General features: G+C 61.5%; 16 protein-coding genes, 1 tRNA gene and 2 riboswitches. Of the genes, 9 read left to right on the forward strand and 8 right to left on the reverse strand.

The window, feature by feature from the left end; all coding sequences use genetic code 11:
- Positions 1-27 precede the first annotated feature (27 nt).
- The gene (locus P7F28_RS24790; RefSeq protein ID WP_277187416.1) at positions 28-1,110 is read right to left on the reverse strand and encodes a diguanylate cyclase; all 1,083 of its coding nucleotides are present in this window, start codon (positions 1,108-1,110) and stop codon (positions 28-30) included.
- A 191-nt stretch (positions 1,111-1,301) separates the two neighbouring features.
- On the opposite strand from P7F28_RS24790, the gene P7F28_RS24795 reads away from it, so the two are divergent.
- Entirely contained in the window at positions 1,302-2,294 is a 993-nt protein-coding gene (locus tag P7F28_RS24795) for an aromatic ring-hydroxylating dioxygenase subunit alpha (protein ID WP_277187417.1), read from the forward strand.
- Between the two features lie 24 nt (positions 2,295-2,318).
- Here the strand turns inward: P7F28_RS24795 and P7F28_RS24800 are convergent.
- A tRNA-Arg gene (locus P7F28_RS24800) sits at positions 2,319-2,394 on the reverse strand.
- Positions 2,395-2,705: 311 nt separating this feature from the next.
- On the opposite strand from P7F28_RS24800, the gene P7F28_RS24805 reads away from it, so the two are divergent.
- A complete protein-coding gene (locus P7F28_RS24805) occupies positions 2,706-3,584 on the forward strand; it encodes a cytochrome c5 family protein (protein ID WP_277187418.1) in 879 nt (292 codons plus the stop codon).
- Position 3,585: 1 nt separating this feature from the next.
- Here P7F28_RS24805 and P7F28_RS24810 read toward each other — a convergent pair whose 3' ends face one another.
- Positions 3,586-5,673: a UvrD-helicase domain-containing protein gene (locus tag P7F28_RS24810; protein WP_277187419.1), complete on the reverse strand. Its 2,088-nt coding sequence runs from the start codon at positions 5,671-5,673 to the stop codon at positions 3,586-3,588.
- 156 nt (positions 5,674-5,829) lie between these two features.
- Here P7F28_RS24810 and P7F28_RS24815 point away from each other — a divergent pair, with 156 nt between their 5' ends.
- From P7F28_RS24815 to P7F28_RS24845, 7 genes are all read left to right on the forward strand, one after another.
- Positions 5,830-6,861, forward strand: coding sequence for an oxidoreductase (locus P7F28_RS24815; RefSeq protein WP_277187420.1), 1,032 nt, complete (start codon positions 5,830-5,832; stop codon positions 6,859-6,861).
- A gap of 292 nt (positions 6,862-7,153) precedes the next feature.
- Positions 7,154-7,264: riboswitch (glycine riboswitch) on the forward strand.
- A 10-nt stretch (positions 7,265-7,274) separates the two neighbouring features.
- Positions 7,275-7,423: riboswitch (glycine riboswitch) on the forward strand.
- Between the two features lie 117 nt (positions 7,424-7,540).
- The gene (gene gcvT / locus P7F28_RS24820) at positions 7,541-8,665 is read left to right on the forward strand and encodes a glycine cleavage system aminomethyltransferase GcvT (RefSeq protein WP_277187421.1); all 1,125 of its coding nucleotides are present in this window, start codon (positions 7,541-7,543) and stop codon (positions 8,663-8,665) included.
- 61 nt (positions 8,666-8,726) lie between these two features.
- Complete coding sequence (gene gcvH, locus P7F28_RS24825; protein WP_277187422.1) at positions 8,727-9,107, forward strand: glycine cleavage system protein GcvH; 381 nt, start codon at positions 8,727-8,729, stop codon at positions 9,105-9,107.
- 66 nt (positions 9,108-9,173) lie between these two features.
- A complete protein-coding gene (gene gcvP / locus P7F28_RS24830; protein ID WP_277187423.1) occupies positions 9,174-12,101 on the forward strand; it encodes an aminomethyl-transferring glycine dehydrogenase in 2,928 nt (975 codons plus the stop codon).
- Positions 12,102-12,206: 105 nt separating this feature from the next.
- Positions 12,207-13,298 (forward strand): alginate lyase family protein, encoded by a 1,092-nt coding sequence (locus P7F28_RS24835; protein WP_370467397.1) that lies wholly within the window; start codon positions 12,207-12,209, stop codon positions 13,296-13,298.
- Between the two features lie 18 nt (positions 13,299-13,316).
- Positions 13,317-14,705 carry an L-serine ammonia-lyase gene (locus P7F28_RS24840; RefSeq protein WP_277187424.1) on the forward strand — a complete coding sequence of 463 codons (1,389 nt, stop codon included), beginning with the start codon at positions 13,317-13,319 and terminating at the stop codon, positions 14,703-14,705.
- Between the two features lie 109 nt (positions 14,706-14,814).
- On the forward strand, positions 14,815-15,732 hold the full coding sequence (locus tag P7F28_RS24845) for a hypothetical protein (RefSeq protein ID WP_277187425.1): 918 nt from the start codon (positions 14,815-14,817) through the stop codon (positions 15,730-15,732).
- Between the two features lie 11 nt (positions 15,733-15,743).
- On the opposite strand, the gene flhA is transcribed toward P7F28_RS24845, so the two are convergent.
- The 5 genes from flhA to flgA all read right to left on the reverse strand — a co-directional run bounded on the left by flhA (position 15,744) and on the right by flgA (position 21,562).
- Positions 15,744-17,840, reverse strand: a complete 2,097-nt coding sequence (gene flhA / locus P7F28_RS24850; RefSeq protein WP_277187426.1) for a flagellar biosynthesis protein FlhA — start codon at positions 17,838-17,840, stop codon at positions 15,744-15,746.
- The gene (gene flhB, locus P7F28_RS24855) at positions 17,837-19,054 is read right to left on the reverse strand and encodes a flagellar biosynthesis protein FlhB (RefSeq protein ID WP_277187427.1); all 1,218 of its coding nucleotides are present in this window, start codon (positions 19,052-19,054) and stop codon (positions 17,837-17,839) included. The genes flhA and flhB overlap by 4 nt, the downstream gene beginning before the upstream one ends.
- A gap of 181 nt (positions 19,055-19,235) precedes the next feature.
- Positions 19,236-19,670 (reverse strand): flagella synthesis protein FlgN, encoded by a 435-nt coding sequence (locus tag P7F28_RS24860; RefSeq protein ID WP_277187428.1) that lies wholly within the window; start codon positions 19,668-19,670, stop codon positions 19,236-19,238.
- A gap of 99 nt (positions 19,671-19,769) precedes the next feature.
- Positions 19,770-20,093: a flagellar biosynthesis anti-sigma factor FlgM gene (gene flgM, locus P7F28_RS24865; protein ID WP_277187429.1), complete on the reverse strand. Its 324-nt coding sequence runs from the start codon at positions 20,091-20,093 to the stop codon at positions 19,770-19,772.
- Positions 20,094-20,272: 179 nt separating this feature from the next.
- Entirely contained in the window at positions 20,273-21,562 is a 1,290-nt protein-coding gene (gene flgA / locus P7F28_RS24870; protein ID WP_277187430.1) for a flagellar basal body P-ring formation chaperone FlgA, read from the reverse strand.
- Between the last annotated feature and the right edge of the window lie 129 nt (positions 21,563-21,691).

The raw sequence follows: 21,691 nt of genomic DNA on the forward strand, positions 1-21,691 counted from the left end.
ACATGCCGCGCGTTTTTCAATGCAGTTTCAATGCAGTTCAAAGTCCCGCGTTTCCGCAAACACCGTCTTGCCGACGCCCAGACTTTTCGCGCGATACATCGCCCGGTCGGCTGCGCGCAGCACGGCGCTCATGCCGGGCTGATGCGCTTCAGCCGCGCTCGACAGCAAGCACGCGCCAATACTCGCCGATACGTTCACCGAACGTTCCTGCACCGTGGTGATGGACGCGAGCATGGAATGGATATCGTCGGTGACGGCGAGCACTGCGCCGCGATCGCGTACGTTGCGCGCGAGCACGACGAACTCATCGCCGCCCAGGCGCGCGACGGAATCCGAATTGCGCGTCTTGCGCTTGAGCAGTTGCGCGAACGATTGAAGCAACATGTCGCCGACGGCGTGGCCGTAGGTATCGTTCACTTCCTTGAAGCCGTCGAGATCGATCAGCAGAAGCGCGGCGCTGTCATTGCCGCTTTGATCGATGATGCGTTCCAGCGCGTATCGATTCGACAAACCGGTAAGCGGATCGGTCGATGCCTGCCGCGCGAGATCGCGATTGGCGTTGCCGAGCCGATCGACCAGCACGCTCAGATACACCGATGCCGCGAGCACGCTCAGCCCAAGCCCGAACGCAATCGGCCGATTCACGATCCACCACGGCTGCCAGCACGCCAGCCCGATCACGACGAGAAGCGCCGTCGCACAAGACAGCGCCAGCGTGCGCTTGCCATAGCGACAACCCGCGCCGATAAGAAACCAGAACATCGCCCAGAGCAGCGGCAACGCGGCCGCGCCGCCGACGGCAAGCAGCAGCCCGACAAAGCTTTGATCGACGATGGTCGTCATCGTCAGCCGCTTGCCCGACGCCGACGATACGCGATTCACGAGCAGCAAGGTCCCCGCGCCGTAGCACACGTACATGGCGATCACGCGCGTAACGAGCATCGCTTCATGCGACGGAAAGCGCCACGCGTACGCGCCATAGGCCAGCAAAACCGCTGCGCCCATCCAAACGCGCAGCGCGGCCTGCTCCCGCTCGGGATTACCTTGCCCGGCCCACGCCAGGCCCGACGGCCTGCGAACCGGTTGATGCGCCTGCTCCATTGCTGACATCCCCTGCGCAGTGACTGCTGCTGTTGTTATCCGCTCTCGTGCGCTTGATACGGCTGGCCCCGTCGCGCTGGTTCGTTTTCGTGAGCGAGTGGGTATTTTGCTACTTTTTGAGATAACGCTGGTTTTCGGGTATGAACGGTTATCGAACGAGATAACGGCGTTTTTACCGAAATGTTTAAGAGCTTGATCACATGACAGATCACCATGCACTTGCAGGCGAATGGCTGCCGGTTTGCAACAGCATCGACGTGCCCGACAGCGAGGCGCGCGGCTTTATGGTTGCGGATGCGCGCATCGTCGTGTGGCGCGACAGTATCGGCACGGCGCATGTGTGGCGCGATTACTGTCCGCATCGCGGCGCGCAGTTGTCGCTCGGTCACGTGATGCGCGATCAGATCGTCTGCCCGTATCACGGCTGGATGTACGACATCGAAGGACAGTGTCTGCATATTCCATCGAACCCGGCGCTCAGGCCGCCGAAGCGCGCATGCGCCGTCACTTACGTGGCCGAGGAGCGCTACGGCGTGATCTGGATGAGTTTCGGCCAGCCTGCCTATTCGCTCGATTTTTTCCCCGAGGCATCAATCGAAGGCGGACGCCGCATCAATCTGGCGCCGCAGACGGTGCGCTCGTCCGCGCCGCGTGTTGTCGAGAATTTTCTGGATATGGCGCACTTTTCGTTCGTGCATGTCGGGATTCTGGGCGAGCGCGATCACGCAGAAGTACCGGATTACGAAGTCTCGCCCTCCGCCGATGGTGGTCCCGAAGCGCGCCAGTGTTTCTATTGGCAGCCGAACGGCATGCCGGGTCAGGGCGGTGCGATGATCGAGTATGTGTATCGCGTGAAACGGCCGTTGATCGCTACGTTGACGAAAGTGGCATCAGGTGGCGAAGGTGCGTTGCATATCATGCTCGTGGCATCGCCGGTGACGCGAACGGAAACGCGCGCGTGGCTCGTCTCCATCCACGAGGACGACGTTGTTCACTCCGATCAGGCGCTTTACGACTTCAACATGGAGATCTTGCTGCAGGACACGCCGATCGTGGAGTCGCAGTGGCCGAAGGAGTTGCCGCTGGCGATCGATGCGGAACTGCATCAGCGAAGTGACCGGATGTCGTTGGCGTACCGGAGGTGGCTTGCGGAAATGGGATTTGAGTATGGAACGACGCTGAACGGTGGCTAGGGGATTACCGATTGGTCCACCGTATGGCGCGCCCGGCTGGGATCGAACCAGCAACCCCTGCCTTCGGAGGGCAGTACTCTATCCATTGAGCTACGGGCGCATCTGCATCTATATCTGACAGGCACTTGCAAGATAGACACGCTGCAAAAAGCGCGCCCGCAAGGGCCATGCGAATCCGAGAGGATACCTGCTTTCCGTGAAAACGTCCATCGCGCGAGGCCGGGGCGTGGGCACGGAATGCGTCACATGATTCGGGTAAACGCCCGTCGCATCATGCCTGCCGCCCCGCGCCTGCCGTTAAGCGTTCCGTCTATAATCGACCGTGCCCTGAGAATCCAATGATTTAAACGAAGGGCATCCGCAAAGCTGTCACTGAACCGACCCAAACTAAAAACGGGAGACGAGACAAGCATGAGCGAAGCACCCCACGGAGCCCCGATCAAAACGCCCGGCCAACTTATCGCGGCGATTATCGCGGGGTTCGGCGTTCCGATTGCCATCATCATCCTGCTTGCGGTCTATGTGAATAACTCGACGCGAACGGGTGCCGGCACCGATATCGAACAATCAGTGAATGAGCGGATCGCGCCGGCCGCGCAGGTCGATGTGCGCGATGCCAACGCGCCGCGCGTCTATAAAACCGGCGAGGAAGTCTTCAAGGCTGTCTGCTCCGCGTGTCACGCCAACGGCACCGCAGGCGCACCCAAATTCGGCGATGCAGCCGCCTGGGCGCCGCGCATCAGCGAAGGTTACGACGCGCTTCTGCATAACGCGCTCAACGGCAAGGGCGCGATGCCCGCGCGCGGCGGCACCAGTCCCGACGATTACTCCGACTTCGAAATCGCGCGTGCGGTCGTCTACATGGCGAACGATGGCGGGGCGAAATTCCCCGAACCCGCACAGCCCGCGCCGGGCGCGGCGACAGCGGCAGCGGCTGCATCCGCACCGGCTGCATCGAATGACAATGCGCAGGCAGCGGCCGCAGTCGCCGCGCTGGCTTCGGTGCCGCAAGCCGCAGCGCCCGCCGCAGGCGCACAGAGCGCCGATAACTCGCAGGCAGGCAAAGCGCTCTACGAGCAAGTGTGTCAGGCGTGTCACGCGGCAGGCGTGCTCGGCGCGCCGAAGTTCGGCGACAAGGAAGCCTGGGCGCCGCGCCTGAAAGATTCGATGGACACCGTCTACAACTACGCGCTCAAGGGCAAGGGCGCGATGCCGCCGAAAGGTGGATCGAACGCGCCGGATGCTGACGTGAAAGCCGCAGTCGATTACATGGTGAACGCTTCGAAATAAGTCAGCCTTTCTGCAGAAGCGCCTTCAACATCGCCATCCGGTCTTTCGGCGACAAAGGCGCTTCTTCCGCGGTCGGCGGCGGGGCATCGTCGAGCAGCATTTCGGGGATGAACCGCGACGGCTCGCACACCACCGTCTCCCGCGCGCGCTTGCGCTTCTTGCACCAGTTCAGATGCAGACTGCGCTGCGCCCGCGTGATCGCCACATACATCAACCGCCGCTCTTCTTCGATACGCCCATCGTCCACCGGCGCGTCATCGTCCGTATTCCCGCGATGCGGCATGATGCCCTCCTCGACGCCCACAAGAAACACGTGCGGATATTCCAGCCCTTTCGACGCATGCACCGTCGATAAGCGCACCGCATCCGGATCTTCGTCGCGGCCTTCGAGCATCGACATCAGCGCAACGGTTTGAATCAGGCCGAGCAGATTCTTGCCGTCGTCGGCGAAACCATCGGCGGTGTCGTAGCCGGTTTGCTCGACGCTCGCATCAGGTTCAGGCTTCGTGCCCTTGCGCTTGAGCCATTCGAGAAACTCCAGCACGTTCTGCCACTTCGATTGCGCCTGGCGCTCGTCGAAGGCATCGTAGAGATAGGCTTCGTAGTGGATGGCTTCCATCATGTCGTCGATGACTTCGGTCGCGGGATCGCGTGCGGCGCGATCGGAGAGACGGCGCATCCACTCGCAAAACGTGCGCAGCGGCTCGACCTGACGCACGGACAGTCGCGCTTCGATGCCGCCCATGAACACCGCCTCGAACAGCGACACTTTCGCCGCGCCCGCAAACGCGCCGAGCGCTTCGAGCGTCGTATTGCCAACACCGCGTCGGGGCGTGGTGATCGCGCGAATGAACGCGGGATCATCGTCGGGATTGGCGATCAGACGCAGATACGCGCACAAATCCTTGATCTCCGCGCGATCGAAAAACGACTGCCCGCCCGACAGCACATAGGGAATGCGCTCGCGCCGCAAAACCTGCTCGAAAATCCGCGCCTGAAAATTCCCGCGATACAAAATGGCGTAATCGCGGAACTGCGTGCGTCGCTCGAACTTGTGCGCCGAGAGCCGGAACACGACGGATTCGGCCTCGTGCTCCTCGTCATTGCAGCCGGTCACGGTGATGGTGTCGCCCATGCCGTGTTCGGACCAGAGCTTCTTCTCGAACAGCTTCGGATTATTGGCGATGACATTGTTCGCCGCCGTCAAAATCCGCACCGTCGATCGATAGTTCTGCTCCAGCTTGATCACGTGCAGCTTCGGGAAATCCTTGCCCAACTGCGCAAGATTTTCGATGGTCGCGCCGCGCCAGCCGTAGATCGCCTGATCGTCGTCGCCAACCGCCGTGAACGCGGCGCGCGGACCGGCGAGCAGCTTCACCAGTTCGTACTGGCACGCGTTCGTGTCCTGATATTCATCGATCAACAAGTAACGCAAGCGGTTCTGCCACTTGTCGCGCACCTGTTCGTTCTCCGCGAAAAGCTGCGCGGGCCGCAGAATCAGATCGTCGAAATCCAGCGCCTGATACGCGTGCAGCGTCGCCGCGTAACTGCGATAAACAATCGCCGCCTGATGCTCGTCCTCGTTGCTCGCGAGCACGGACGCCTGATCGGGCGATACCATCGCGTTCTTCCACAGCGAGATGATCGACTGAATCTTGCGGATCAAACCCTTGTCCGTGGTGCCGAGCTGCTCCTGAACCATGCCGAAGCAATCGTCGGAATCCATGATGGAGAACTGCGGCTTCAGCCCGCAATGCTCCGCTTCCTGCCGCATGATCTGCACGCCGAGCGAGTGGAACGTGGAGATGGTGAGCTGATTCACCGGAATCTTGCGGCCTTCCTTGCCGGGCGTGGTCAGCGTCTTGCCTTCGAGCAGCTTGCCCGTGCGCTCGCGCATTTCGAGCGCGGCCTTGTTGGTGAAGGTGAGCGCGGCGATATGCTTCGGCTCGAAGCCGCGTCCTTCGATCAGATGCGCGATCTTCTGTGTGATCACGCGCGTCTTGCCGCTGCCCGCACCGGCGAGCACGAGACAGGGACCATCGAGATAGCGCACGGCTTCGCTTTGCGCGGCGTTCAGACCAGCGGACATCGTGTTGAATTTGGAGTTGGTGCGCGCGTTCGATACAGCCGGCGCATGGAGGAGAGCGCGATGTTAACACGATGCGCGCGCCACGGTTCCGGCCCTCGTTCGTGCCACAATGAGCGATCGATTCCACGAACTGAGTCACCACAGGACGATGCCCGCATGAGCACACCTCTGAAAGTCGGCGTGATGGGCTACGGCCTCGCCGGCGCGACGTTTCACGCACCTGTCATCGAATATTGCGGCCGCGCGGAAGTGACGGCCATCGCGACCAGTCAGGCCGAGCGCGCGCAGGCGGATTATCCGAACGCGCAGATCGTCGCGGACTTCGATGCGCTGCTTGGTATCGGCGAATTGGATGCGATCGTCATCGCCACGCCGAACGACACGCACTTCAATCTGGCGCATCGGGCGCTGTCGGCGGGAAAGGACGTCGTCGTCGATAAACCCGTCACGCTCAGCGCCGCCGATGCGCGCACGCTCGCCGATCTCGCGCAGCAAAAAGGCCTGCTGTTCGCGCCATTCCACAATCGCCGATGGGATGGCGACTTCATGACCGTGCGCGCGCTGATCGAAAGCGGGCGGCTCGGGCGCATCACGCATTACGAATCGCACTTTGATCGCTTTCGTCCGAAGGTGCCGGTGCGCTGGCGGGAAGAGGCATCGCGCGGCGGCGGTCTGTTGTTCGACCTCGGGCCGCATCTGATCGATCAGGCGCTGACGCTGTTCGGCCCGCCGCAGACGGTGACGGCGTTCGTAAAGGCGCATCGCGATCATGCGAGTGCGCCGGATTATGTGCATATCGTGCTAGGTTACGAGGACAAGGAGGTCGTGCTTCACGCGACGGCGCTTGCTGCGCTTGAGCCGCCGCGCTTTTCGATTCACGGCACGCGCGGCAGTTACGTGAAAAATGGACTCGATACGCAGGAAGATCAGTTGCGTGCGGGCATGCGGCCGGGCAATCCGGAATTCGCGAAGAACCCGCCGGGCTTACTGCGCGAAGAAGATCTGCGTCACGAATTCGCCACGCGCGATGGCGCGTATATCGAGTTTTATCGTGCGCTGGCGGCATCGATTCAGGATGGCAAACCATTCCCGGTTTCGACGCAGGACGCAGTGGATGTGATGACGATCATCGAACTGGCGCAGCAGAGTGAACAGGAAGGGCGACGCGTGGAGTTTGTGCGGCAGTGACGTCGCCTGGTTGCCTCGCGGCAAGCGCATCAAATTGTGATGAAAAGGGAAGTTACGCGCGCGCGGCGGGGTTGCTAGCATTCGTTCGAACTGCGATCGAATGTTGGGAGTGAGTGATCTTGAATCTGCCGAATCCTGTGGGTGCGAAGTGGTTGCGTATCGACTCGCGCAGCAAAATCTCGTCATTCTCGCGAACGCTCCGGTGCAACCCGCCCCATCACATCCCGCAAGCAGGCGCAACCGGCGCGGTCCGAATCCGTTTGACAACCCCATTTCGGTCGCGTAAATTCGCCCAACGCGGTCGGGAGAGCGCGTGGCTTTCGTTGCGTCATCGCATCGTGCAAGCTGCGCCGCCGAAGGGGCACACCCACAAACTCTCAGGCAAAAGGACTGGCTGCGTCGGGGAACACGTTTCCTCGCACTCTGGAGAGCGGCGGCGGTTTTTTCAACCCTAAGTGAAACTGAGGGATAAAACCGGCAGCCCACCGAAGGGGCGCGCGATGAACCACAGCCATGCTGAGGTTCGCGCAATCTCTCAGGTACCGAGGACAGAGGGGTCACGCATCGTATCCGCTAGTCGGTATGTGTTTTGCGCGCTGGAAGTTTCGGCACGCAAAAGCGCATTCGTCAGGCGTAGAACGCGCTGCGTGGCCTTTTTTGTTTGCGAACCGAGGCCCCGATGACTGAACTTCAACACACGCCCCTGCATGCCGCTCACCTCGCGCTCAACGCGCGCATGGTCGATTTTGGCGGCTGGGACATGCCCGTCAACTACGGTTCGCAGATCGACGAACATCGCGCGGTGCGTACGGACGCCGGCATGTTCGACGTATCGCATATGCGCGTGGTCGATTTCGAAGGCGAAGCAGTGCGCCGATTTTTTGAGCGCGCGATCGCCAATAACGTTGATAAGCTCAAAACCCCCGGCAAGGCGCTCTATTCCTGCCTGCTCAAGAGCGACGGCGGTGTCATCGACGATCTGATCGTCTATTACTTCTCGGAAACCAGTTTCCGCGTGGTCGTGAATGCGAGCACGGCGGACAAGGATATTGCGTGGTTCGGGCAGTTGAATGCCGAAGGCGGCTTCAATCTGTCGATCACGCCGCGCGGCGATCTCGGCATCGTCGCGGTGCAGGGGCCGAATGCGCGTGAGAAAGTCTGGCAAGTGCTGCCGGACACGCGCGAACAAACGCAAGACATCAAGCCGTTCAACGCCGTCGTGTTCCCGGACACGTCGTATGGCGAAGTCATGCTCGCGCGCACGGGCTACACGGGCGAAGACGGTTTCGAAGTCGTCGTTCCGGCGACGCAAATCGAAGCGCTGTGGAACGCGCTCATTCAAGCAGGCGTGAAGCCCGCCGGTCTCGGCGCACGCGACACGCTGCGTCTCGAAGCCGGCATGAATCTCTACGGTCAGGACATGGACGAAACCGTGTCGCCGCTCGACGCCGGCCTCGCCTGGACCGTCGATCTGAAAACGCCGCGCGCGTTCGTCGGACGGTCCGCGCTGGAGGCGAACGGATCGCAGGCGAATTTCGTCGGGCTAGTCCTGATCAAGGAAAACGGCAAGGCGGGCGGCGTGCTCCGCGCGCATCAGAAAGTCGTGACCGAACATGGCGATGGCGAAATCACCAGCGGCACCTTTTCCCCATCGATGCAGGAGTCGATCGCGTTTGCGCGCGTACCTACGGCGGTGAAAGAAGGCGATTCCGTGAACGTCGTCATCCGCGACAAACAGCTTCCCGCGCGCGTGGTAAAACTGCCGTTCGTGCGCAATGGCAAGGTGTTGGTCGAGCTTCCCTAAAGCCGTCGCGCCCGTTTCCTCCAATCAAGCAAACACCAAAGAACCACGCAAGGAGCATCCAATGAGCATCCCGGCCGATTTGAAATACACCGAATCGCACGAATGGGTCCGCACTGAAAGCGACGGCACGCTGACCGTCGGCATTACCGATCATGCGCAGGAAGCGCTCGGCGATATCGTCTTCGTCGAACTGCCCGCAGCCGGCAAGGCCGTCACGGCGGGCGATGCGATCGCCGTTATCGAATCGGTGAAGGCCGCGTCCGATATCTACGCACCGGTTTCGGGCGAAATCGTCGCATCGAACGATGATCTGACGTCCGCGCCGGATCAGGTCAACGGCTCGCCGTACGAAAGCTGGCTGTTCAAGATCAAGCCGTCGTCGAACGACGGTATGGAAAAGCTGCTCGATGCCGCCGGTTACGGCAAGTCGATCGGCGAATAAATCTCTTTTAGTCGATGGCGGTTCTCTTTACGAACCGAGAGAGAACCGCCGTTCGCAGGAATTCAAATGAAGCTCGAACACCCGGATCGCCTGATGAACCGCACTTCTCTGTCACTCGCCGCGCTCGAATGCCACGATGCATTCGCCGAACGGCACATCGGTCCCGACGATGCCGACCAGCGCGCCTTGCTCGACGCGCTCGGTTTCGCCTCGCGCGCGGCCTTTATCGACGCGGTGATTCCTGAATCGATCCGCCGCAAGGAGACCTTGCCGCTTGGCGCGTTCACGCAGCCGAAAAGCGAAGCGGAAGCGCTCGCGTCGCTGCGCAAGCTGGCGGACGAGAATCTGGTGTTTCGGACGTTTATCGGACAGGGTTATTACGGCACGCACACGCCTGCCGTAATTCTGCGCAATGTGCTCGAAAATCCGGCGTGGTACACGGCTTACACGCCGTATCAGCCGGAGATTTCGCAAGGGCGTCTGGAAGCGCTGCTGAACTTCCAGCAGATGGTGATGGATCTGACGGGCCTTGCGATGTCGAACGCATCGCTGCTCGATGAGGCGACTGCGGCGGCCGAAGCCATGACGCTGCTGCAACGCGTCGGCAAGCCGAAATCGAACGTGTTCTATGTGGCCGACGACGTGCTGCCGCAGACCATCGAAGTGGTGAAGACGCGCGCGGTGCCTGCGGGTATCGAAGTGAAAGTGGGTCCGGCTGCGGATGCCGCAAGCGCGAACGCGTTCGGCGTGCTGCTGCAATATCCCGGCGCAAATGGCGATGTGCGCGACTATCGCGAGCTCGCGGAGAAGATTCACGCGGCGGGCGGCCATGTGGTCGCGGCCGCCGACCTGCTGGCGCTGACTTTGATCACGCCGCCGGGTGAATGGGGCGCGGACGTGGCCATCGGCAATACGCAACGTTTCGGCGTGCCGATCGGCTTCGGCGGCCCGCACGCGGCATACATGGCTGTGCGCGATGAATTCAAGCGCCAGATGCCGGGCCGTCTCGTCGGCGTGACCGTCGATGCGCAAGGAAACTCCGCGCTGCGCCTCGCGCTGCAAACGCGCGAACAACATATTCGCCGTGAAAAAGCGACATCGAATGTCTGCACGGCGCAAGCGCTGCTCGCGATCATGGCCAGCATGTACGCGGTCTATCACGGGCCGCAGGGTTTGAAGAAGATCGCGTTGCGCGTGAATCGCGTGGCGTCGATTCTGGCGGCAGGTTTGAAGAAGCTCGGTTACACGCTCGCCAATGAAACCTTCTTCGACACGATCACCGTGGAAAGCGGCGCGAACACGAACGCGCTGCATCAGGCGGCGTACGCGGCGCATATCAATTTGCGTCATGTGAACGCCACGCAAGTCAGCGTTTCCGTCGATGAAACCGTCACGCGCGACGACCTGCTCAAGCTCTTTGCGCTGTTCGCGGAAGTCGCAGGCAAGACCGAAACTTTCGATATCGACGCACTCGACTCCGCCGCGCAAGATTCCATTCCTGCCGCGCAAAAGCGCACCAGCGATTACCTCACGCACCCGGTCTTCAATCGCCATCATTCGGAAACGGAAATGCTGCGTTATTTGCGCAGCCTCGCCGACAAGGACCTCGCGCTCGATCGCACGATGATCCCGCTCGGTTCCTGCACGATGAAGCTGAACGCGACCTCCGAAATGCTGCCGGTGACGTGGCCCGAGTTCGCGCAGATTCACCCGTTCGCGCCCGCTGAACAGACGGTCGGCTATCGCACGATGATCGATCAGCTCGAGCAAATGCTGGTTGCGTGCACGGGTTACGCGGCGGTTTCGCTGCAGCCGAATGCCGGATCGCAGGGCGAGTACGCGGGCTTGCTGATCATTCACGCGTATCACGAGTCGCGTGGCGAAGGGCATCGGAATGTGTGTCTGATTCCGGCGTCCGCGCACGGTACGAATCCGGCGTCGGCGCAGATGGCGGGCATGCAGGTCGTGGTCGTGGCGTGCGATTCGAACGGCAACGTCGATATCGACGATCTGAAAGCGAAGGCCGACAAGCATTCGGCGAATCTCGCGGCGATCATGATCACGTATCCGTCCACGCACGGCGTGTTCGAAGTCAACGTGCGCGAGATTTGCGACATCGTGCATCAGCACGGCGGGCAAGTGTATGTCGATGGCGCGAACATGAACGCGATGGTCGGCCTCTGCGCGCCGGGTCAGTTCGGCGGCGACGTGTCGCATCTGAATTTGCACAAGACGTTCTGCATTCCGCACGGCGGCGGCGGACCGGGCGTGGGTCCGGTCGCGGTCGGCGCGCATCTGGCGAAGTTCCTGCCGAATCAGACTTCTACCGGTTACAAGCGCGATGACGCCGGAATTGGCGCGGTTTCATCGGCACCGTACGGCTCGGCGGCGATTCTGCCGATTTCGTGGATGTATATCGCGATGATGGGCGCTCAAGGCCTTACCGACGCCACCGAAAACGCGATTCTCAACGCGAACTACGTCGCCAAGCGACTCGCGCCGCACTATCCGGTGCTGTACAGCGGCGCGGGCGGACTGGTCGCGCACGAATGTATTCTCGACGTGCGTCCGATCAAGGAATCGAGCGGCATTTCGGTGGAAGATGTGGCAAAGCGCCTGATCGACTACGGCTTCCACGCGCCGACTATGAGCTTCCCGGTTCCCGGCACGCTGATGGTCGAGCCGACCGAATCCGAGTCGAAGGAAGAACTCGACCGCTTTATCGACGCGATGATCGCCATTCGCGAAGAAATCCGCGCGGTGGAAGAAGGCCGTGCGGATCGTGAAGACAATGTGCTGAAGCATGCGCCGCATACGGCGGCGGTCGTCACATCGGATAACTGGGAACACAAGTACACGCGCGAGTCGGCGGCGTATCCGCTGAAGTCGCTGGTGACGCGCAAGTACTGGTCGCCGGTTGGCCGCGCGGACAATGCTTATGGCGACCGCAACCTGATGTGCTCGTGCGTGCCGATCTCGGAATACGCTGAGTAAGCAGCGTAAAGCGGCGCAAATCGTAAAGCCTTGTCGGGCGTCTTCGCGACGCCCTGCAGACCGGCTAACATCTCTCCCCGGACCAAAGCCAATCAAGGAGTTCGCATGGCGCGGAAGGTGCGAGAGATGAAACGACAAACCCGGCTCACGGCGCTGGCCATGCTTTGCGCATGGTCGCTGACCGCGCACGCGGCGATGAACTTCTGCGCCGCGCCCGCGATGCAGACCAGCGAGCGCACCAACGCCGATCCGGGCGTGAAGGCGCTGGTGAAAATGGTGCAATCGCACGTCAACGATCAGCCGAAAGCGCAGGCGCGTCTGCATACCGAAGGCACGCTGCCGCACGAAGGCATCCGCGACCAGAGCATCGAAGCCGAAAAGGATCTCGGCCTGATGCGCGACGCCGCGCTTGCCTGGCGCGCCACCGGCGACGAGCGCTATCTGCGTCTGGTGGACCGTTTCCTGTTCGCGTGGACGACGACGTATCAACCGAGCTTCAACCCGATCGACGAGACGAATTTCGAATCGCTGATTCTTGCCTACGATCTGACCGCGAGCGCGCTGCCGGTGAAGACGCGCAACGCAGCAAACGCGTTCATCACCAAAATGGTCGATGGATATATCGCCGATATCGACAAGCAGCCGCGTCCGCTGACGGGCACGTATCGGAACAACTGGCAGAGTCACCGCATCAAGTTGGTGGCGATGGGCGCGTTCACCATCGACGATCGCAAGATGATCAACGCGGCGCAGCGGCTGTTCGTCGAGCATATCGGCGACAACATCGCGCCGGATGGATCGACCGTGGATTTCGCCGAACGCGATGCCTTGCATTACGTCACCTATGACCTTCAGCCATTGGTGACGGCAGCGCTGGCCGCGCGTCGGCATAACCGCAACTGGCTGCCGGAGCGCGCGCAGTCGGGCGCGACGCTCGCCGCCGCGTTGAACTGGCTCACGCCGTACGCGCTCGGCACCAAGACGCACGATGAATTCGTGCACTCCACCGTGCCTTTCGATGCCAAGCGTCGCGAAGCCGGACTGCCGGGTTTTTCGGGTCAGTGGGATCCGAAGAACGCGTCGGAACTCTTTCACCTCGCGGCCCGTCTCGACGGCCGCTACGCGCCGGTAGCGCTGCGCCTCGCGTCCACGCCGCCTGCGTGGCTCGCGGTGTGTTTGCCGCTGCCGGCGCGTTAATTCTTACTGGATGATGTCATGGCAGTCAGCGTATTCGATCTCTTCAAAATCGGCATCGGACCTTCCAGCTCACACACCGTCGGCCCGATGCGCGCCGCGTTGATGTTCGCGCAAGGCATCGAACGCGATGGACTGCTGGAGGCGACGGCATCGGTGAAATGCGAGCTGTACGGATCGCTCGGCGCGACCGGCAAGGGCCACGGCACGGATCGCGGCGTCATGCTCGGTCTGATGGGCGACGCGCCGGATACCGTCGATGCATCGACCATCGTGCCGCGCTTGGAAGCGGTGCGGACATCTAAGACGCTGGCGCTGCTCGGCACGCACGAGCTGCCGTTCACGATCAAAGAGAACATCGCGTTCTATCGGCAGGCGCTGCCGGAGCATCCGAACGGCATGAAGCTTTTTGCCTTCGACGCCAACGGCGCGGTGCTGCGCGAAGCGACTTATTTGTCCGTCGGCGGTGGTTTCGTGGTGACGGCGGGCGCGGCGAACACGGCGGTGCTGACGGCGCATGAGCAGTTGCCGTATCCGTTCCAGACCGGCGATGAACTGATGAAGATGTGCGCGGAGTCGGGCAAGTCCATCGCGCAATTGATGTGGGACAACGAGCGCGTCTGGCGCAGCGACGATGAGATTCGCGCGGGCCTGCTGCGCATCTGGGACGTGATGCAGGATTGTGTCGCGCGGGGCTGCGGTATCGGCAATCCGGAGGCGGAAGGGTGCTTGCCGGGGCCGTTTCAGGTGAAGCGGCGTGCGCCGCAGTTGTATCGCGCGCTGGCGAGCAAGCCGGAGCAGGCGCTGCGCGATCCCTTGTCGATGATCGACTGGATCAATCTCTACGCGATCGCCGTGAACGAAGAGAACGCGATCGGCGGGCGTGTGGTGACCGCGCCGACCAACGGCGCGGCGGGCATCATTCCGGCGGTGCTGCATTACTACGATCGGTTCGTGCCGGGATCGAATGCGCAAGGTGTGATCGACTTTCTGCTGACGGCGGCGGCAATTGGCATTCTGTACAAGATGAACGCTTCCATCTCGGGCGCGGAAGTGGGATGTCAGGGCGAAGTCGGCGTGGCGTGTTCGATGGCGGCGGGTGCGTTGGCTGCAGTTTTGGGTGGGACGCCTGCGCAGGTCGAGAATGCTGCGGAAATCGGCATGGAGCATAACCTTGGATTGACCTGCGATCCCGTCGGCGGGATGGTGCAGATTCCGTGTATCGAACGTAATGCGATGGGATCGGTGAAGGCCGTCAACGCCGCGCGTATGGCGATGCGCGGAGATGGATCGCATTATGTTTCGCTGGACTCCGTGATCAAGACGATGCGCGAGACTGGTGCGGATATGAAGACTAAATATAAAGAGACGTCGCGCGGTGGGTTGGCGGTGAATATTGTGGAGTGTTGAGGGCGCGTATAGCATTCAAATTCTTCCGCCGCAAGTTAGCCATCCGATAGATTTTCATCCATCATTCCATTGCTTAGGATGACGACAAAGTCATTCACCGGAACGGGCAATGGAAGAAATCATCGAAACTGCACAAGCAAACTGTCTCTGCGTCTTCAGCGTGCGCTATGAGGGCAGAGACGCCGCATCGCATCAAATCGATTTGAACCAGCTTGGTCAATCGATGCAGGGTTTCGCGCGCATTTTCGCTTCATCCGCGAATCTGCTGTTGACGGGCAGATTGAGCACGCAGCTCGATGTTCACGTGGTGTCGATGCCCGTTGAAGAACATCACTGTTTTGAAGTTATAGCGATGGTGAAGAGCATGGCGACGAGCAAGGAGTTGTGGTCGGGCGCGTTCGGTGCAGTGCTCGCGGCCGTCGTTCAGTATGTGTTGTCTCGAAGGGATCAGGACGATATGAGATATCTCAAAGAAACTATTCGAATGGCGGAAGAGCTCAAGGAGGGCATGGCCGTTCAGGCAGCGCTGCTCGCGCAGGAACGCCAGCATCAAATAGATGTAAGGCAACTTTCGGGAGCGGTAGAAAAAGTGCTGAGCGCAATCGACAAGCTCGCTCACGCTTTGCGCCCCGCAGCCCGGCAAGCACTCACGCCCATCGACCGCTCATGCGACCGCATCGACCTTCACGCGAACGGCGAGCGGTTCATCTCGATCACCACCGCCCACAAGCGCGCATTCGCCGATGCCGACGCCATCGTTTCCGATCACCTCACGCCCTTCACCGGCGTCATTTCGGAGTTCGACATGACCTCGGGCACCTGCATGGTCACGCTGGAAGGCGACGCGCTGCGCACGCCTGCGCTCGTGCTCGATCCCATCTTCAATCGCCCCAACAACATCTATGTCGGCGCGATGGCATCGGCGTTTCCGTTGCGCTTTCTCGCCAAGGCGGAACTGGACGCGGATGGCCAGCCGATCAAGCTCTATATCTCCGACACATCGGAACACGCACCGGAGTTCGCGTGACCATAAACTGATTAACCGCCAATCAGATTCACCACCCGCACATTCCGCGTATCCGGCACTTCCGCATACGACAGCACCTTCAACTGCGGCAGGCTCCGGCGCAAGAACCGCGCGAGCATCGCGCGCAGCGCATGTTGTACGAGCAGCACCGGCGGCAAGCCGAGATTCTGTTGACGCATGATCGCGTTCTGCGTCGAGTTCATCAGCGTCTGCGCGAGCCCCGGTTCCAGGCCGGGATTCGATCCCGTCGAAAGCGCCTGCGAGAGCACGCGCTCCAGCGTCGGATCGAGGCCCATCACCTGCAAATCGTCGCTGCCCGGATACCACTGCTGCGTGATCGCGCGGCCCAGTGCGAGACGCACGGCGGCGGTGAGTTCGTACGCATCGGAAATGCGCGGGGCGTGCTCCTGAATCGCGTCGAGAATCGTGCGCATATCGCGGATCGGCACGCTTTCGTCGAGCAGGTTTTGCAGCACCTTTTGCAGCGTTGTGAGCGCAATCGTCTTCGGCACGAGATCGTCCGTCAGCGAAGGCGTGTCCTTGCCGATACGCTCCAACAAGGCCTGCACTTCCTGTCGGCCGAGCAGTTCCGCCGCGTGCGTGACGACGAGGTGGTTCAAATGTGTCGCCACGACCGTGCCGGCATCGACCACGGTGTAACCGTAGACCTGCGCCTGTTCGCGCATGTTCGTATCGATCCACACGGCAGGCAGGCCGAACGCCGGATCTTGCGTCTGCGGACCCGGCAGCGTCGCCGAAACCTGACCCGGATTGATCGCGAGCCATTGTCCCGGAAACGCTTCGCCCACGCCCACTTCCACACCCTTCAACGCAATCCGATACCCATTCGGCCGCAGTTCCAGATTGTCGCGAATATGAATGACCGGCGGCAAAAAGCCGATTTCCTGCGCGAACTTCTTGCGGATGCCCTTGATACGCTTGAGCAGTTCGCCATCCGCGTTGCGATCGACGAGCGGAATCAGGCGATAACCTACTTCCAGCCCGAGCGGATCGATCAGTGCGACATCGTCCCAGCTTGCTTCGGTGTTTTCGGCGGGCGCGGTGACGACCGGCGTGACATCGGTGACGGTGCCTTCTTTCTTTTTCGCTTCGGCGCGCTTGTTCATCGTGCGCGCGCCGTAGATCAGGCCGCCGCCGAGCAGCAGAAACGCGAAGTGCGGCATGCCCGGAATCAAACCCATGATGCCGATAATCACGCCCGTAATCATTAACACGCGCGGGTTCTGGAACAACTGGCCCGTCAGCTGCGTGCCGATGTCTTCATCGGTGGCCACGCGCGAGACGATCACGCCCGCTGCCGTCGAAATGATCAGCGACGGAATCTGCGCAACGAGTCCATCACCGATGGTCAGCAGCGTGTAGTTGGTCGCCGCGTGCGCGAAGTCCATGTCGTGCTGAAGCATCCCGACGATCAGCCCGCCGACGATGTTGATCACCATGATCAGCAAGCCCGCAATCGCATCGCCGCGCACGAACTTCGACGCACCGTCCATCGAACCGTAAAACTCGGATTCCTGCGCCACCGCCTGACGGCGCTTCTTGGCGGTTTCCTCATTGATGAGGCCGGCGTTCAAATCGGCGTCGATGGCCATCTGCTTGCCGGGCATCGCGTCCAACGTGAAGCGCGCGCCCACTTCCGCAATCCGTCCCGCGCCCTTCGTAATCACCATGAAGTTGATGATCATCAGGATCACGAACACGACGATACCGACCGCGAAGTTCCCGCCAACCAGGAAGTGCCCGAACGATTCGATCACCTGCCCCGCCGCGTCCGGTCCCGTGTGGCCTTGCAGCAGCACGATCCGCGTCGACGCCACGTTCAGCGACAGGCGCAGCAGCGTGGAGAACAGCAGCACGCTCGGGAAGGCCGCGAAATCGAGCGGCTTTTGCGTGTACATGCTGACGAGCAGCACCATCACCGCCAGCGCGATATTGAAGGTGAACAGCAAGTCCAGCAGGAACGCCGGCAAGGGCAGAACCATCATGCCCAAGATCATGCAGATCAGAATCGGGCCGGCTAAGGCGCGCAAATTCTGCGTGCCCAGCGCGTCGGGGCGTTTGGCGAAAAATCCAGCGCGCGCGTTCATGCTGCGGCTCCATTCGAAGTGTTGCTGTTGTCATCGCCGGTCAGGGTATCGGCGGCTTCCTGATCTGCGTCGGCATCGGACACCATGCCTTTGTCCAGTTCCTTGGGTACGTCGAGATCGGTCGGATCGTCCGGCTTGTCGCCGCCGTCTTCCTTGTAGCGCTTGAGCTGGTAGACCCACGCCAGCACCTGCGCGACCGCGCCGTACAGCGCGCCCGGAATCTCACGGTTCAGATCGACGTTGTGATACAGCGCACGCGCCAGCGGCGGCGCTTCGAGCATCGGTACGTTGGCTTCGCGGCCGAGTTCGCGGATACGCGCCGCAACCAGATCGACGCCCTTGGCGACGACCTTCGGCGCGCGCATCTCGCCATCGGTGTATTTCAGCGCGACGGCAAAGTGCGTCGGGTTGGTCACGATCACGTCGGCGGTCGGCACTTGCTGCATCATTCGGCGACGCGCGGCGGCACGCTGCTGCTGGCGGATCTTGCCCTTGATATGCGGATCGCCTTCGCTTTCCTTGTGTTCGCGCTTCACTTCTTCCTTGCTCATGCGCAGCTTCTTCGCATGCGACCACATTTGATACGGCACATCGGCGGCGGCGACCAGAAACAGTCCGCCGATCGCCATGCCGCAGGTCACGGCGAGCAAGTGCATTGCATCGGCGAGTGCGAGTTCGATCGGCTTGGTCAGCAGGCCTAGCACGTCGGCCTTGTGACTCCAGATCGTCCAGCCCGCCATGCCGCCCACAACGATGGTCTTCAGCAGCGACATGCCGAGCTGTATCGGACCTTGCGACGAGAAGATGCGGCCGAGGCCGGTCATCGGATTCAGGCGATCGAACTTCGGCGCGAGCGTTTTCGTGGTCAGGAGCCAGCCGCCGAGCGCCATCGGCGCGGCGAGCGCGGCGAACGCGGTCATCGCCAGAACCGGGAAAATGGTCAGCATGCCTTCCTTGCTGGCATTGGCTGCGCCGATCATCATCTGATGGGAATCGAGGACCATCGCGTGGTCGAAGGTGAACGCGCCGCGCAAAATCGATTGCAAATGCGCGTTGATCGATCCCGACAAGCCCCAGACGCCGAAAAATCCCGCCGCCACCAGCGCGAACGATGCAAGTTCGCGTGAGCGCGCAACCTGGCCTTCCTCCCGCGCCTTTTCCAGGCGCTTGGGAGTGGCTGATTCGGTTTTTTCGAGATCGCTTTCTTCTGCCATGACCTACCGCTGATCGGTGTGCAAAACGGCTGGAAAAGCCGCTTTCTGATGCAAACGATTATTGCGGAAGGCGGCAAGCCACCATCGGCGGATAAAGCTGGAGAAAAGGGGGTTATTCGGGCAATGAGCGAGCAATGACGCGCAATGCAAAGGGGAGCGCGACGGCTCCCCGGCAAGTATTTCAGGTGCCCGGAACGCGTCCGTCCGGACCATAAAAGCCGGATTTCGCGGGCGGAATCTGCAAGGCGAGCAGCGCTTTTCGATTGAATTCCATACGGGTGCGGATCAGCACGCCGTTGTTGTTATTGTTCTGCTTCGCGCGGCGGGCAGCGGCGCGCAGCAAGGACCATTGCTCGGCGATAGCCGCATCGCCATCGGAGGCGGCGTCCATGCCGACTGCGCCGACAGGCAGGCCCAGCGCTTCCAATTGCACATCGCGCTGCTTTTCGAGTGCGGCGATGCGCTCGGTCAACGCGGTCTTGTGCTCGATGATTCCAGGCAGCGCGTCCAGCGGCTGCGCGGCGATCAGCGCTTTTTCCTCTTGTTCGAGGAGCGTTTCGAAGTCCGTTACGGCAGTGACTTCTTCGATGACAGTGGCAAGCAGGGCGTCTCGCATGGCGGCTCGCTTAAAACATGGGTTTTACAAAGCCGTCCGGAGCCCGATGCCTTCCGCCATCGCGCAATTGGCGTAAGCCAAAGCGCAGGGTTACAGCATTCAGACGCCAGCCGGCGCGGTTCTCGATTGCAGCAAATCGCGAGCGTTGCTGAGCAGACCATCGGCGATCTTGCTCGAATCGATCGTGTAGCTGCCGTCACGCAGCGCGGCCTTGATCGAATCGACTTTCGCCGTATCGATGTCCGAGCCGTCCGACGTGCGCAAATCCGACGACAAAGCCGACAGGCTCACCGTCGAGTTCTTTGTGCCGTTGGCGCTGGATTGCTGCGCGCTGCCGGCACTCTTCGCATCGGTACTGTTCGATGCGCGTTGCAGACCTTGCAGGCCTGCCAAAGCGTTGTTGTTGCTGGAATCGATCTTCATGATGGCCCTTCCCTGACGTGTTGAGTCCTTTAACGGCGACGGGGTTTGAAAACTTTACCCTGCCACCCGAACCCACTTTCACGCCGGACCGGTCCATCACCCTCAAAGCCTTATCTGGCGGGCCTCAAGCCCATTTGCAACAAATTGAAACAAAGTGTGGGCTTCCGCACACAACGGTTTTACATGCGGATTTCTACCGTCTGACTATCGCGCACGATGCCGGTAATGATCTGTCCCCCCGCCGTTTTCACGCGCACTTGCTGACCGGGCGATGCGTTGTTCATCACGCTGCCTTCGGCGGAGATGGCGAAGCCCGTGCCGTCCGCGACCACATGCACGGCTTGCCCGACCGACACGGCGCTCGATGCGCGCAGCATGTCCGAACGCAGCGGCAAACCAGCAGCGACGCGACCAAGCGCGGTCGCGCCCACGGCCTGCGACGGATCGGTGATAACGGCTTGCGGCATCATCGTCAGATCGCCGTCGTGGGCGACGAGATCGGCGTTCGTCAGCACATCGCCGGGGGCGAGCGCGCGGGCGGCCAGGTAGTAAGTGGCGTTGATCGATACGCGCGCCTGCACGTACATCGTCCACGGCTTCTCGCCGACGCATCGTACGCCGACGGTCACGCGGCCCCACAGGCGCGCGCCGGTCGGCATAAACGGATCGAGCGATGAGCAGGGCGCGAGGCCGCGCGGGAAAACCTGCGTCACGGTGATATCGACTTTGCCGGGCAAGCCGGCGGCTTGCTGCTGGAGGAAGGCAAGCGCAGTGGCGCGGATCGATTCGCCGTCTTGAAACGCGCCGGACTGAGGTTGCGGTTGGGCCACGACTGCGCGATTGACGACCGGGTTAGCAGCGGCTGCGGCAATCGGCTTAGTGGCGGCTGTCGCGCCAGAGTCACGTGTGATAACAACCGGCACCACATCGCGCGATGCAGCCGGGGAAAACGACGTCTTCATCATTCCCGACGCGACAGGCTGCGGACGAACAACCGGAGCCGCCGCAATAGCAGGCTTCGGCTGCTGCTGCCCCGGACCCGGAATCACGATCATCCCGCTCGCGTCATCTGCCGCGTCCATTGACTGGTCGGCGGCTTCGGCGCGGGCTTCGAGTGCGCGCGCGGCGTTACGCATGGCGGCATCGGCGGCTTGCGTGGCGGCGCGATAACCGCTGGGCGGGGTGTATTGAACGGCAGGCTGAGCAACGGGAGCCGATGCCTTGGACGGAGCCGCAAGACGCTGGGCCATCTCAGCAACAGCAGCCGGATTCGTCTCCGCATTCCCCGCAATCGCGATCGGCCCGTCTTCCTGCGCCGCTGCGTGTGTAGCGTGCATCGCGACGCCGAACATCAACGCCGCGCCAATCGAGTAAGCAAGCGAGCGGCGCACGAACGACGCCGTCGCACCGAAACCGCGCGGTTCGATGCGCTTCGTGCGTTGAAACGGACGTCTGGCGGACCTGCTCATCACTGCTCTCCCTCGCGAACCGCGTTCGTTAGAAAGCGGCATCGCACCTGATTCGACTTTGCCGGCTCATCCACGAAAGGAATTGAGAGACCGGCGACTGAACCAGATTCTAGATATTGGCCGCCGTAG

It is taken from the genome of Caballeronia sp. BR00000012568055, assembly GCF_029439455.1.
Taxonomy (GTDB): Bacteria; Pseudomonadota; Gammaproteobacteria; order Burkholderiales; family Burkholderiaceae; genus Caballeronia.

Bases quoted from the DNA above. Each gene is read 5' to 3' on its own strand.
- gcvP (WP_277187423.1), top strand. From the start codon at position 9,174: ATGAAGCTCGAACACCCGGATCGCCTGATGAACCGCACTTCTCTGTCA.
- P7F28_RS24810 (WP_277187419.1), bottom strand. From the start codon at position 5,673: ATGTCCGCTGGTCTGAACGCCGCGCAAAGCGAAGCCGTGCGCTATCTC.
- flgA (WP_277187430.1), bottom strand. From the start codon at position 21,562: ATGAGCAGGTCCGCCAGACGTCCGTTTCAACGCACGAAGCGCATCGAA.
- P7F28_RS24835 (WP_370467397.1), top strand. From the start codon at position 12,207: ATGGCGCGGAAGGTGCGAGAGATGAAACGACAAACCCGGCTCACGGCG.
- gcvH (WP_277187422.1), top strand. From the start codon at position 8,727: ATGAGCATCCCGGCCGATTTGAAATACACCGAATCGCACGAATGGGTC.
- P7F28_RS24795 (WP_277187417.1), top strand. From the start codon at position 1,302: ATGACAGATCACCATGCACTTGCAGGCGAATGGCTGCCGGTTTGCAAC.
- flhA (WP_277187426.1), bottom strand. From the start codon at position 17,840: ATGAACGCGCGCGCTGGATTTTTCGCCAAACGCCCCGACGCGCTGGGC.
- P7F28_RS24840 (WP_277187424.1), top strand. From the start codon at position 13,317: ATGGCAGTCAGCGTATTCGATCTCTTCAAAATCGGCATCGGACCTTCC.
- flgM (WP_277187429.1), bottom strand. From the start codon at position 20,093: ATGAAGATCGATTCCAGCAACAACAACGCTTTGGCAGGCCTGCAAGGT.
- P7F28_RS24805 (WP_277187418.1), top strand. From the start codon at position 2,706: ATGAGCGAAGCACCCCACGGAGCCCCGATCAAAACGCCCGGCCAACTT.
- P7F28_RS24815 (WP_277187420.1), top strand. From the start codon at position 5,830: ATGAGCACACCTCTGAAAGTCGGCGTGATGGGCTACGGCCTCGCCGGC.
- flhB (WP_277187427.1), bottom strand. From the start codon at position 19,054: ATGGCAGAAGAAAGCGATCTCGAAAAAACCGAATCAGCCACTCCCAAG.
- P7F28_RS24790 (WP_277187416.1), bottom strand. From the start codon at position 1,110: ATGTCAGCAATGGAGCAGGCGCATCAACCGGTTCGCAGGCCGTCGGGC.
- gcvT (WP_277187421.1), top strand. From the start codon at position 7,541: ATGACTGAACTTCAACACACGCCCCTGCATGCCGCTCACCTCGCGCTC.
- P7F28_RS24860 (WP_277187428.1), bottom strand. From the start codon at position 19,670: ATGCGAGACGCCCTGCTTGCCACTGTCATCGAAGAAGTCACTGCCGTA.
- P7F28_RS24845 (WP_277187425.1), top strand. From the start codon at position 14,815: ATGGAAGAAATCATCGAAACTGCACAAGCAAACTGTCTCTGCGTCTTC.